Origin of the sequence: Aeoliella straminimaris (assembly GCF_024054565.1) — a bacterium.
GTDB classification, from domain to species: domain Bacteria; phylum Planctomycetota; class Planctomycetia; order Pirellulales; family Lacipirellulaceae; genus Aeoliella; species Aeoliella straminimaris.
This window is the reverse complement of record NZ_JAMXLR010000095.1, coordinates 57,223-69,978: the sequence shown is the minus strand read 5'-3', so window position 1 is coordinate 69,978 and position 12,756 is coordinate 57,223. Positions and strand designations below refer to the sequence as shown.

Below are 12,756 nucleotides of genomic sequence, written 5' to 3'. Positions count from 1 at the left end.
ACTGGACTTTTGCCGCCCGCACAGGCGTGGTCAAGCGATTGACTGTTAAGTAGTTTGCCAACACCGGTGCGCGACCTACGGTTGAAAGATTGGCCGTGTGGGATTCGTTCGCTAACTCAGAGGGGCTGCGATGAGAATCAATATCGAGCTACTGGAAATTAGCTTTGCGGCCGTCGCGCCCGCTGGCGACGAGTTGACCGAGGTGTTCTACGATCACCTCTTCCGCGACTTTCCAAAAGTGCAGCCCATGTTCGCCAACTCGGACATGGCCAGCCAGCGGAAGAAGTTGCTCGCGTCGCTCAAGTTGGTAGTCGAGAACCTGCGACGGCCCGAGGCATTGGTCCCAGCTCTCGAGAATCTTGGACTACGGCATCTGGACTCCGGCACTCGCGAAGAGCACTATCCCGCTGTGGGACAAACCCTGCTGAAGAGCCTGGCACAGATTGCCGGTCCCGGGTGGACGACGGAACTGAACGATGCCTGGGCCGATGCCTACGACGAGGTCGCGAGCATCATGCTTCAGAGCGCGGCCCAACCGGCTGCGTGAGCGGATGCCGTCGAACTCACCACTTCCGACAACCACACTCCCGGGCGACCACGTGGGTGGCTTGCGGCGCGTGCTGTACGTTTCACTGGCGCTCATGCTGCTTACGCTTGGCCTGGTGGGTGTGGTGGTTCCCGGCTTGCCAACCACGCCATTTGTGCTGCTTGCCAGCTACCTGCTCGCCCGCAGTTGGCCACGGCTGAACGAACGACTGATGCGTAGCCGCCTTCTTGGTCCGCTGCTGCGAGACTGGCAGCAACACCGCGCCGTATCCCTGCGCGTGAAAATCGCGGCAGTACTGATGGTGCTGCTCGCCATGGCCGTGGTGGTTGGTATGGCTAATCTGCCTGCGCCGCTATTGGCGTGTGTCGTGCTGGGGGTGGCCGTGGGACTGACGGTGATCTACCGCATTCCGACGCGGCGGCAGAGTGCGACAAACCACGACTACTTTGCTGCGTCGGTAAACACTCGCTGCAACGTCGGCCGCAGTTGCTGCAGCTCGGCGAGCAACGCCAGTTGATTTCGGCACCGATCCAAGTTGTGCCGGGGGTATAGGGTCTTGTAGTAAGTATCGCCCTCGAGATAGTCGGTCAGAAACCGCGTAGCCATGATTAACGCCATGTAAGCCGGACCGTCCGCGAGCGAGTTGACTTCTTCTTCGGTAAGCACCCCCTGGCAGCCAGCCAGGTACCCCCGCGCGGCCTGCTGCAGCCGATCGGGCTCGACCTTCACCAGCGACAAGTCCACCTCGTCCTCAGCAGCGCGGCACGCACTAGTGCGCACCAGGTCGCCAAAGTCCCACATCGCCAGCCCCGGCATTACGGTATCGAGGTCGATCACGCAAACCGCCACGTTCGTCTCGTTGTCTAGCAGAATGTTGTTGCATTTGGCGTCGTTGTGCGTTACCCGCAGAGGCAGTTCGCCCGTATCGATCTTCTGCTGTGGACTGGTGAGCATCTCGTCGTGCTGCTGGATGACGGCAATCTCCCGCTCACAACCACCCACTCGCTGAGCAACATCGGCCGCCACCGCCAGTTGGAATGCTTCATAGCGGCTGGGCCCATGGTGAAAACGGGGAATCGTCTCGCATAACTGGGTGGCTGGCAGGTCTACTAGGTGGGCCACGAAGCTTCCGAAGCCGCAGGCCGCCTGGCGGATCTCTTCGAGCGAGGCCTCTTCGCCCACCGTGTGCGAATTCTCGATGTAGGGCAACATGCGCCAGTAGTCGCCCGCGGATGTTTCGGCGAGGGAATCGCCATCCGTTGTGGCAATAACGCTCAACACTCGTCGGCGCCCAACCGGCTCGCCAGACGCAGCGAGTTTCTTCTGCAAGTGTTGCGTGACAAGCACGATGTTTCGCATCAGACCATGCGGATCACAGAACACCTGGTGGTTGATTCGCTGCAGGACGTACCGCTCGCGGCGGTCGGTCTCGACCAAATAGGTATCGTTGATGTGCCCCGACTCGATAGCCTGGACGCTGGTCACCGTTCCGGCGAGCTGAAACCGGTTGGCAATGCTGGCCAGCAGGTCCATATCCACGCTCCCTACCACAGCAATTCGGGATACACACCAGCGGTTACCAATTCGTCCAAGCGAGCCTGCGCGATGGGCAGATCGTCCTGATAAGTCATTCCACACCATCGCTCGTCGGTTGGCAGTACGCGGACGGTCAACTTGCCATCGGCCATCAACTGCTTGGTGACGGTCGGCAACTCGTACTCAGTCGACGCATCGGGCTGCGCTGCCAGGAAGTTCGCAAAACGCTCCTCCAGCATCTCCAGCATCGCCGGCGGATAGCCCCATAGGTTCATCGATACCACCGTATCCAACGGCAGTGGCTGTGCCCCTTGATCGGGATCCTGGAACTGAGCAGCATCGCCGGCGCGTCCAATCTCGAAACGCTCCACTACATTCAGCAGTTGCCCCGCGTCACTCACTTCGCACACGCCGCGATTCACAGTGCCGTGGTCCGACAGTGTGTTGCTCAGCGAATAGCCCACCATTGCCGCGCTCGTGGTATCGTCCGTCGCAAGCGCCCCCAGGAACTCGCCAATCGCCGCCAGCGCGCTCGGACCATAGAAGTCATCGGCGTTGATCACCGCCATCGGGCCGGCCACTTCCGGCTTAGCACACAACACGGCATGCGCCGTGCCCCATGGCTTCGGACGCTCAGGCAGTTCCAACCCGGCCGGCACATACGCATCGGGCTCCTGAAAGGCAAAGGCGATGTCGACCCGGCCTCGTGCACGGTCGACGAATGATTCGCAGAAGGTGGATTCAAACTCCCGCCGCACCACCAACACCACTTTGCCAAAACCAGCCCGCACGGCATCGTAGATCGAGTATTCCATGATCGCCTGCCCATCTGGCCCCACGGGGGCAAGCTGCTTCAAACCGCCATATCGACGGGCGGCGCCGGCGGCCATGATGACTAGCGTGGGGGCGGTGCTCATAGGAGATGCGATCGTGGGTTGGCGGTTGCACGGCGGGAGAAAACTAGGCCGACTCCGTCGCCGGGGGCTCTGCTTCCTTCTCGGTTTCCTCTTCCTCAATGGCCATCAGTATCGCCGCCACGATGGCCAGCACAATCCCCACCGCTGCGGCATTACTGGGCAACGTGGTCAACAGCACCAATGACAACAGTGCCGTGATCACCGGGGCACCGGCGTTAATCAGAGGCGATACGATGATGGCTTTGCCGTAGCGGTAGGCGTAGACCAGCAGCAACGCCCCAATCGAGTTGAGGAATCCAATCGCCGCGGACAGCCCGAAACCACTCAATCCCCAGTTGGCACCTTGCGGCGAGTCGGTCATCCACCACGCCACGGGCGCCAGGGCCACGGCCGTAATGGCCATATAGAAAAAGATGCTCTCGGCCTTCATCGTGTTGTTGGCAAATGAAATGACGTAGCCTTGAATGCCCCAGGCCAATAGCACGCCGATCGCAAAAATCACCCAGCCACTTTGCCGCTCTACATTGCCACCGCTGTCCTGCAGGTTCAACAGCACGCCTGCAACTATCGCCAGTACCACCCCAATCCATCCCAGCAGATGCACCCGCTCGCGCGATACAACCGCCGCCAACACAATGGTCACCAGCGGACTCAGGGCGATGAATGGAAACACCAAGTAACCTGGCGCCATGTTAGGCACTGTCTGAAACAGCAGCAACTGGCCACCAGCGCCGAGCAAGCCCGCCGATAGCCCGAGTACCAGCGACCGGGAATCGTACTCTAGCTTCCATCCCACCATCGCCAAGGCAATGGCGGCGGGAGGAAGCATGGTAAGCGACCACGCGAGGTATCCAAGTGTCTCCGGGAACCCGTTCTCCTGGGGGTGATTGATAATCGCGCCCCACAGGCCCCACGCCACCATCGTGATCACGGCATACACGAGCCACAGCCGATTGGTTTGCATGCTTCAACGAGTCCTTCGCTTGATTCTTGTCGTATTCAATCAATCGCCAACTGGTATTCGTCGGCCTTGGTCGGCGTTTCGCTGGCCGCATCATGGTACATCGTGGCGTGGCCTGTTGCGGCAAAGCCCAGTGACTGCATCAACTCCACCTTCGCTGGGTCCGTGCCCATAAACGACAACGCGCAGGGCCGCACCACCAGGGGCGATTGACGCACCCGGTGGATGGTCGCTTCCACTAGCTGTCGGATTCTATCAGCGTTGTTAGCCACAAAGGCTGGCAGCGCATAGAAGTCGATACCGTAGGTCCGGCGAGTGAACGGCGCAACTTGCTGCGCCGCACACACGGCCAGCGTTCGCCCCTCGGCATCACGCAGTACCAGGCTAGCATCCTGCAGGCGATCCTGATCGACGATCGCCTGCCGCAGCGTGGCAATGAACGTCCGCTCGAGCTCCGGCCCATGATGCACGTGCCATGAAGTAAGTTTCAGCCGAAAGTCATCCGCCGGGCAGAGATTCATCAGCAGAAACAATCCAGCCAGGTCGCCGGCCGTCACAGGCTTGATCGTGGCGTTTGCCGTCGGAGCCGTAAAACGATCGCGCGTCGACGAGACGAAATCCGCCTTCAAGCGGACCATCTCCGCGGAGTCGACCTTGGCCAACTGGCCGTCGTTCTCTGTGCGGTGCTGGTCGGCAGCGGTCTGCAGCGTCGGGTCGATGGCCATTAACCAGTCGACGGTGTCAGCCAACCGGGTTTCCCCCAGGATGGCATATCCCATCCGCGAATACATGGAGTGCGCCGCCCGCTCTCCCTGATCGACGCGGTGAATCTTATCGTCCGTCGCCAGCACGACGATTCCGGCTCCTGCTGCGAGTGCCGCCCGAGTCACCTGATCGGTGACCAAAGTGCCGAGGCCCAGCCCTTTGAACCCATCGCGCGTCCGAATATGCGCGAGCAACGCCGCCCACGGGCACGCAGCCGACTGAAACACCGAACCGTGGGCGACAAGCTGCCCAGTCGCATCGTCCCACACCAATGAAAAGGTGCCGCGCGAGTCCTCATAAAGCTCCAAATACTCGTTCGCGATCACGCTGGTCCAGTCGGCTCCTTTCGCGACAAGCAGAGAGCTGACAACATCAGCAAGTACCGCCAGGCTGTCGATTCCAGCGTGCTCGGCAACTGCCCGCACCACCGCTTTGCCGGTGCCCGTGAATACGCGGCCCTCGATGCGCACGTTCCATCGCTCGTTCGTAGCGGTTACCGGTTGCATCGAGACATTTTTCACGGCGACAGTCTATCGTACACGGTAAACATATAGCAATTCAGGCAAAGATATTCCAGGTTTCACCGTTCAGGCAATTCGATTTTGCGCACAGGAACAGATCCCACACAACTTAAGCTCAACCGGCCCTGGCCAACGTCGCGGCAAAGTTATTGAATCGTCGATGTGCCTCGGCAAGTCTGGCGACCAGAGTATACAATGGTACGGCGAGAGTTTGACATTCACGAAGCCCCCTACTATCCGCCTGGAGCACTGCAATGAAGCTTCACTCCTATTTGATTGCCGCATTCCTCGTCGTTGCATGTTGTCCGCTTTCCTCCGCCGCTGATGTGGTCACCACCGGCAGCCTGGTCGAGCAGATGATCGATCTCGACCGCCTGTGCGACACGCCGACCGACGACTACAAGACCCTGCAATTCACCTCCTACGACCGCCGCAGCAATCTGCCGGATGGACCGGGTTGGTTCTCGAACTCCGACGGCTTCGGCGGCGCACCGACGCCTCCGTTCGAGCGGGTCCAGCGCGAACCGAACGACCAAGGTGTCGGCGAGTACGTGATGGTCGATGTCGAAGGCCCCGGCGCCATCGTCCGCACCTGGTCGGCAGCCATTCAGGGCAACATTCGCGTCTATCTGGACGACAGCGAAGAACCAATCTACGACGGCCCCGCCATCGACTTCCTGCAGCGCCCTTACGACACCTTTCTCAAAGGGTCGGATGTTACCTCCGACATGCTCAAGGGCACATTCTACCAGCGCGACGCCGGCTACTGCCCGATGCCATTCGCCAAGCGCTGTCGCATCGTCTGGACCGGCAATGCTCGTCAGGTCCACTTCTACTACATCCAAATTCGCAAGTACGACTCACCAGACGTCGACGTCGAGACCTTTCAGGCCGACGACCTCAAGACCTACGGCAAGGAAATCGCCCAGGTAGCCAAAGTGCTGGCCGATCCCGATGCCAACTACCCCGTGATCGGCGACGGCAAACACGAGTTCGAAATTTCGCTTCACCCCGGTCACCGCTCGGAAGCCGTGGTGCTCGAAGGCCCTGGAGCGATTGAACAACTTTCGCTGATGGTGAAAGCCAAGGACGAAGTCGCCGCGCTGCGACAGACGGTCATGCATATCACCTGCGACGAGTGGAGCAACCCACAAGTCCAATCGCCGGTGGGCGACTTCTTTGCCGTGGCGCCGGGAGTCAATCCATATGTGTCACTTCCTTTTTCGGTAATGGAAAGCGGCCAGATGGTCAGCCGCTACGTGATGCCTTTTGAAAAGTCGATTCGCATCGAATTCGAAAACCTCGGCGATCAACCGGTGGTCGTAAACGGAACCGTGCAGTCGAAGAACCGCCAGTGGGATCAGGATCGAACCATGCATTTTTACGCTCGCTGGCGGGTGATGCACGACCTGTCGACCAAGCCGGCCGTGGACATCCCATTCCTGGTGGCCAACGGCACTGGGCGGTACGTCGGCACCGCGTCGTTGATGATGAACCCCGCCCGCGGCACCCACCCCAGCGGCAGCTGGTGGGGCGAGGGCGATGAGAAAGTGTTCGTCGACGACGATCAGCAGCCATCCTGGTTCGGTACCGGTTCGGAGGATTACTACAACTACTCATGGAGCTCGCCCGACATCTTCTTCTATCCCTACTGCGGTCAGCCCCGCAACGACGGCCCAGCCAACCGCGGTTTCGTTACCAACAACCGCTTTCATGTGATCGACGACCAACCGTTCAACACCCGCTGCAGCTTCTACATGGAATTGCTCTCCCACACCGGAGTAAAAGGTTTTAGCTACGCTTGCCAGGCCTACCACTATGGCCGTCCCGGCATGATGGACGATCACCGACCCATCACCAGCGAGGACGTTCGCAAGCCGAAATTGCCCGGCCCCTTCCAGCCGCTTGCGGTAGGAGGCTCCCAGGGGGCGACTTTCCTGGAGCCCGAGCAACTCACCGACGGAGTCGTAAAGACTGAAGAGGATGACTTCTGGTCGGACGGGAGGCTCATGGTGTGGAAGCCGGACGGCCAAGGCGACGCCCTCAAGCTGAACATTCCTGTCGAGAAGGCAGGTGAATACGAACTGCGACTGGGACTCGCGCTCGACAACCGCTCGGGCGAGGTCAGCGCAACGCTCGATGGCGAGCCTTTCGGCTTCGGCAACGCCGATGGGATCATGGACCTGTACGACCCGCGCCGCACGATGATTCGCTGCTCGCCGAGCAAACGCCTGAACCTCACCGCCGGCGACCACCTGCTGGAACTGAAGCTCGAAGGCGACGCCAAGGACAAGGATCCACTCATCGGTGTCGACTTCATCTGGCTCCAACCTAAGTAAGCTGCCCCATGGCTGGTACGCCCCAGGCGGGATTTCAACCCCAAAGGAATCCCGCGCGCACCCTCCCCGTAGCCACCGTCGCCAGACGGTGGCCACCACCATCAACGTCAACGGGTGCCTGGGGTCGAGCTCCACGAGCCCCCAGCCTGCTCGTAGCCACCTTCGCCAGACAGTGGCCCCCACCATCAACGTCAACAGGAGGAATCTCACGGACCGCGTGGCGGGCCGGCTATTTCAACTCGTTGGTTTTGGGACAACTTCCGGGATCTAAATTCGTGGGCCCAAAACTCCCTGGCCCTTTCGTCGGCGACGGCTGGCAAACCGCTGCTTTTTCCGACGCTTTTGGCGACTGCGAAGAGTTTGTCCCCCCGCGTTGTTCCCCGCATGGTTCAGAGGCCGGTTCAGAAGTTGACTCAGCGCGTTGTTTCCTGATCACCCCAATCAAGTCGTCGCGAAATTTCTGCAGCGCCTCCCAATCGACCACCGGGCCGGGCGCCGGCTGTTTGCCATACCGCGCTGGGTTGAGCTTTTCGAGATTCCTGGCCGACTGTTGCCACGTCTGCCCGCGCGGCGGCACCCACTTCGGCGGCACCACTGGCCCATCCATCGGCGGCAACGTCTCCGGCATAGTCTCAGGCGGTGCAACGGGAGGATCGGTTGCGGCATCCTTGGAAGCATCGCTGGAAGAGGCGCCGGAAGCGTCGTTTGAAGAGGCATGGGCGGAGTCAGCCGCGGCATCGCTGGTGGCAAAATCGCTGGTCCTTTCACCCGGCGCATAATCGCGCGGCCACCACGCAGGTTCGTAGGGCGGCAGGGTATCTCCCGGCTTCGCAGCCAGCTCCGGCACCAGATTCACGAACGCCTGATCGATCTTCCGGCCGAGGTACGCCTCGTCCTCGCGGAACACGGCCGCACACAGCACCGCATCCTTAACCTGCCCCGCAAGTTTCACCAGCTCGACGCGCGTGAGCGTCACCTTATCGGCCGCGTTGGCCGCATCCCGTCTGGCTTGCCGCTCCAGCCGCCGCTTCTCCTGCCGATCGAGCAACCACGCCGCGGCCCGCCAGTGCGTGTCCGCCTTCCGCTGGATGGCTTGCAGTGGTTTGAGCTGCACCGCCATCTCTGCGCGACGCACGCGGAGGTCGAAATCCTCATCAACACTCCGCTCCCGCTTAATCGTCTTCCGATCACACCCCACATAACGAGCAATGCTCGCCATGCTCATCCCGGCCGATAACAGCGCGGTAATCTCGCCTTTTTTCACGTCGTCCAACACTCGTGGTCGTGCCATTTTTCGGTTCTCCAGCTCTCGGGGAAATATACAGGCGTACACTTCATGCCGCATCCCCGTTATACCCCGCAGAGTGTAAAAAAATGAACACAAACCAAGCAGAAACGCCCAGTTTTCACGTGGATATCCCTCGTTCCCACGCTCCGCGTGGGAATACCTGCCCGACCGCTCCGCGGTCATTGATCCCCCCGCATCGCAGGCCGCAACAAGCCCCGCGCAGTTACGGCACATCTGCAGGGGAATTTGAACAGAAGGTAACGAAGGAAACAAAGAAGTCGTAGGAAGAGTCGATAGGATTCTCAGGGCATTGCCTGATGGCAGGTCGAAACAGGGGGAGTGCCCGTGGCACCCAGCGCGCAACCCTTCAGCCCTGGCGCATTCACCATTGGCCCTTCCAGTCGAATGCTTGCTGCCTGGCTTTCACTTCTGCGGGATAAGTCGCGGAATTCTGATGTGTGAAGTATCGTTGGCCTCTTCCGGCGGCGACGGCAGGCTACCACTGCCAGCGAATTGTTCTACGAGCGATCTGAAGTCACGTTTGTCTCGCCAAAATGGATCTGCACTCATCGGTGGAGGAAAGACAATCATCTTCACGTTGTACTTGCGAGCTAACTTCTGTAAGAATCGCACCAGTTCATCTTCCTGCTCAGAGGAAGCCTTGCCTGTGTAGTGAACCACCAAATCGGGCTTCGTTGGGTAGGCACGATAGTAGGCCGAGAGAAAGGACTGGCACTTGCCAAAGGGAAGCCGCTTGTCCAGTCCGGCAAACGCCACCTCTCCGCTATCTGCCGAAAGGTAGAGTGTCAGATAGGCTGGCGCTACATTAACGATTTGCGAAACAGAGCCATCAGTTGCTGCCTTGTACTTCAAATCGGAACCATCGGCAGCCGGTTTGTTCTGTGCCATCACACCATTGACGAATGAAACGGCAATCAATAAACCTACCACGACTCTCATGTGTGCAGTTCCTTCGCTTCAGCAGGTACTTTGGATTATTCTGCCAGCGCCGCGCTGGGCCTTCTTGAATGATTTCGCCCGGGGAAGTCCCCCCACCCGGATATCACTTCGTGGTAGCTGGGGGGTCTTATCGTTCAGCGGTTCTTCGCTTCTGGGGAGTCGCATTGCAGTTACGATGCCGTATGATGCAATTGCCTGATTTGCATCCCGGCACTGATCGCGTGGACTCGATAACCCACCAAAGTCGGCCGAGTTCTTGGCTCGGCGTGTTTCGCAACTCCTCGTCTTGCAGTAGCTTCCGGGTCGGCTCAATTCTTTAACATACGATCACTACTCGCCGCCAAGGTCCAACAGATTGTCGTTTGGTAGTGTAGCAAAATAAATCGGCGCATTGCGAGATCGATCTCTAACCCAGCCGGGGCTCCACATCTGCCGATTGTCGTCTTGATACACGAAGAGAGTTCGAGTTTGCCCTGAATTCATATTGATAGAGATTTTGCCTACTGACGGTATCGACGCAAATAGACTCTCTGAAGTTGAATGCAACGCCTGATTCTTAATCTTCTCCCATTGTTGGGTATTTATCGTGGTCGATACCTTCCACTCGTCTTCTCCACTGTCTGGCTTGTACACGACGACCTCTACTGATTTGTGCCCTTCCAGCATCGATAGTATATCCCGCGGCGTTGGGCTGTTTACTTCGTTCATGTTTCTTGCGGGTCGGGAACACCCTTCCAGGCTAACTAACATGGCTGTGGCAAAGAGAATGAGGACAGGTACGCGGTAAAACCTCATGATAAGACACCTCTCTTGGATGGTCTTGGGCTGTCAAACTCCGACTGAATTAGTCATTGCAATCAGGCCGCTTGCAAATCATCTTAGAGGGCTGCCTGTCTTGGCATCCTTACAGAGAAAGCCCCCGTGATTGAGAGTGCCACTCGACGACGCACAGACTCATGGTCTTCTTATGCAGATCGGCAGCAAGGTACTTCATGGGAATCTCCGTGCTTGAAGGTAAGACCAGCGGACAACGCCCGCTGGTGTACCACGCCTCGGTGCACGCTACAACAAGTAGGCATGCGTTAGGATGATTCCCATGTTTTCACTCGTTACCAATGCTGCCCGCTTGGATCGCAGGGAACGGCTTCATTCGCTCTCCGGTGATTCCACTAACTCCAACCACCCGAACCGTTCGGGTACATGGGCCGTGGCGCTGAGCGTGGGGCGCCAGGCGAGGAATACCTGGTTGGCGGCGTCGTTGCGATAGAGCGCGGCGCGCCAGCGGGTGCCGGCACTTGGGATTTGGTCGGTGATCGCCGACATGGGAATGCGGGCTTCGACGCGGTAGATTTTGTTCTCTTTGTCGATCGCGACCTGCGACTCCATGCCGCTGGACCAGGGGAAGTCTTTCTCGGGCAAGTTGAGCCGTACGTCGAGTTGCTCGCCATTGGGCGCCCATTCGAACTCGTCGTACGAGTTGATGTTCTGCATGTCGGTGCCGAGGAACAGCTCCACGACGTCGTCGTTCCACAGACCCAGCCGCTCCTCGCTGCCGGGGTCCTGGGCCATGGTCAGCTCGGTGTAGGGCGCTTCGAACGCCAGGTACAGGTAACGGTCGGTCCAGGCCGCGCGGGCGGTGGTGCTCAGCTCGGGTCGGGGGTCGGATTCTTGCAGCGAGTACTCCACGCGGGCAATCGGTGCTTTGGCCCACGCGGCCTCGTCCAGTTTGCCGTCGAGCTCAAAGTCCTCCCTGGCTCGCACCGCCTTCAATGTCGGGGCAGGGTAGTGTTCCGCGAGCAGCTTGCGGGCGTTGTCGAAGTAGACCTTACGCTGCACCTCAGGCGGCAGGTCGATGCTGTCGATGGTCCAGTTGCCTTGGATGGGTGTCATGTGCTTCCAGTCGCGGTCGTCAGTTTCCATGAACCGGTAACACTTGCGGTAGAACACCAGGGCGTCGTAGTCGGTGGGGCGTTCGTCGTCGCCGGCTGAACCGAGCACCATGCGATTCCAAACCTGAAAATCGGTGCCGAACAAGAGTCGATCCTGGTGCTTGACGAACAGGGCGCGAAGCTTCTCCGGGTCGTGACGACCGATTTCCGGAATCCGTGCGGCCAGATCGCCCATCATGTTGGGGTATTTGTCGAAGTTGCGATCGACCCAATCGATGTCCTCGGGATTGTTGGCGAAGTGGACACCAACGAATGTGGTTTCAGGGTGCTTCTCGATGACATGCAAGAACTGCTCGAGCACCTCCTCCCGCGGGGGATACTTCTCGGGGTCGCCAAACCACCAGCCGGGATGGTCCTTCAGCTCCTCCCAGCGCTCGTTCGTTTCGTTGTACGGCTCCCAAAACGCCTTGGGATCGCCCACATGGATGGAGATGGCCATGCCGAGTTCGCCGCAACGTTTCCACACCGGGTCGAGCTTCGGATCGTCTACCGGTATCAACCGCCCGTTGGCGTCGCGCACGGTGAGGCCGAGCCGCTTGAACTCCTTGAGCCCGGCCACGCCTAGGCGGTGGCCTTTCTCGATTTGCGCGACGGCCCGCTCGCTCCAGTCGTCTTTCTCGAAGCCGCTGTAGTCGAGAATCATGTAGTTGATAAACCGGCCGGGGCAGACCTGCTGGTTGATCTGCATGTTCCGCTCGATGCCCGAGAGCTGCCCCTTGGGGGCGATGACGGTGCCCGAGCCGAGCTCCACGCCCAGGCCGATGCCGGCGGCGTTCATGATGCCGATGGCCCGTTCGAAGCGTTCGGGCTTCGACTCGATATGCATGTGCATGTCGATGATCCGTTGCTCCTTGCGCCATACGTCGGCGTTCATGGCGTCGGCCCGAGGATCGGTCTCGTCGGCGGCGGCAACGGGCATCAGACACAGCAGCGGCAAAACGGCAAGCAACGTTCGCATGATGAAGATCCTTGG

General features: G+C 59.6%; 11 protein-coding genes. 3 read left to right on the top strand and 8 right to left on the bottom strand.

Going from position 1 to position 12,756, the window contains the following annotated elements:
* Positions 1 to 130 precede the first annotated feature (130 nt).
* Positions 131 to 547, top strand: coding sequence for a globin family protein (locus NG895_RS29295; RefSeq protein WP_252856131.1), 417 nt, complete (start codon positions 131 to 133; stop codon positions 545 to 547).
* A gap of 4 nt (positions 548 to 551) precedes the next feature.
* Positions 552 to 1,064 (top strand): YbaN family protein, encoded by a 513-nt coding sequence (locus tag NG895_RS29290; protein WP_252856130.1) that lies wholly within the window; start codon positions 552 to 554, stop codon positions 1,062 to 1,064.
* Here NG895_RS29290 and NG895_RS29285 read toward each other — a convergent pair.
* Genes NG895_RS29285 through NG895_RS29270 form a run of 4 tightly spaced genes read right to left on the bottom strand, consistent with a single transcriptional unit; the run spans position 989 to position 5,247 of the window.
* Entirely contained in the window at positions 989 to 2,080 is a 1,092-nt protein-coding gene (locus NG895_RS29285) for a phosphotransferase enzyme family protein (protein ID WP_252856129.1), read from the bottom strand. The two genes, NG895_RS29290 and NG895_RS29285, sit on opposite strands and share 76 nt — an antisense overlap.
* Positions 2,081 to 2,091: 11 nt before the next feature.
* The gene (locus NG895_RS29280; protein ID WP_252856128.1) at positions 2,092 to 3,000 is read right to left on the bottom strand and encodes an NTP transferase domain-containing protein; all 909 of its coding nucleotides are present in this window, start codon (positions 2,998 to 3,000) and stop codon (positions 2,092 to 2,094) included.
* Positions 3,001 to 3,043: 43 nt separating this feature from the next.
* Positions 3,044 to 3,964, bottom strand: a complete 921-nt coding sequence (locus NG895_RS29275; RefSeq protein ID WP_252856127.1) for a DMT family transporter — start codon at positions 3,962 to 3,964, stop codon at positions 3,044 to 3,046.
* A gap of 35 nt (positions 3,965 to 3,999) precedes the next feature.
* Positions 4,000 to 5,247, bottom strand: coding sequence for a GNAT family N-acetyltransferase (locus NG895_RS29270; protein WP_252856126.1), 1,248 nt, complete (start codon positions 5,245 to 5,247; stop codon positions 4,000 to 4,002).
* A 254-nt stretch (positions 5,248 to 5,501) separates the two neighbouring features.
* On the opposite strand from NG895_RS29270, the gene NG895_RS29265 reads away from it, so the two are divergent.
* A complete protein-coding gene (locus NG895_RS29265; protein ID WP_252856125.1) occupies positions 5,502 to 7,586 on the top strand; it encodes a glycoside hydrolase family 172 protein in 2,085 nt (694 codons plus the stop codon).
* Positions 7,587 to 7,815: 229 nt separating this feature from the next.
* Here NG895_RS29265 and NG895_RS29260 read toward each other — a convergent pair whose 3' ends face one another.
* The 4 genes from NG895_RS29260 to NG895_RS29245 all read right to left on the bottom strand — a co-directional run bounded on the left by NG895_RS29260 (position 7,816) and on the right by NG895_RS29245 (position 12,741).
* Positions 7,816 to 8,877, bottom strand: a complete 1,062-nt coding sequence (locus NG895_RS29260) for a helix-turn-helix domain-containing protein (protein WP_252856124.1) — start codon at positions 8,875 to 8,877, stop codon at positions 7,816 to 7,818.
* 420 nt (positions 8,878 to 9,297) lie between these two features.
* A complete protein-coding gene (locus NG895_RS29255; protein WP_252856123.1) occupies positions 9,298 to 9,834 on the bottom strand; it encodes a hypothetical protein in 537 nt (178 codons plus the stop codon).
* Between the two features lie 330 nt (positions 9,835 to 10,164).
* Positions 10,165 to 10,542 carry a hypothetical protein gene (locus tag NG895_RS29250; protein ID WP_252856122.1) on the bottom strand — a complete coding sequence of 126 codons (378 nt, stop codon included), beginning with the start codon at positions 10,540 to 10,542 and terminating at the stop codon, positions 10,165 to 10,167.
* Between the two features lie 438 nt (positions 10,543 to 10,980).
* Positions 10,981 to 12,741 (bottom strand): amidohydrolase family protein, encoded by a 1,761-nt coding sequence (locus tag NG895_RS29245; RefSeq protein ID WP_252856121.1) that lies wholly within the window; start codon positions 12,739 to 12,741, stop codon positions 10,981 to 10,983.
* Positions 12,742 to 12,756 lie beyond the last annotated feature (15 nt).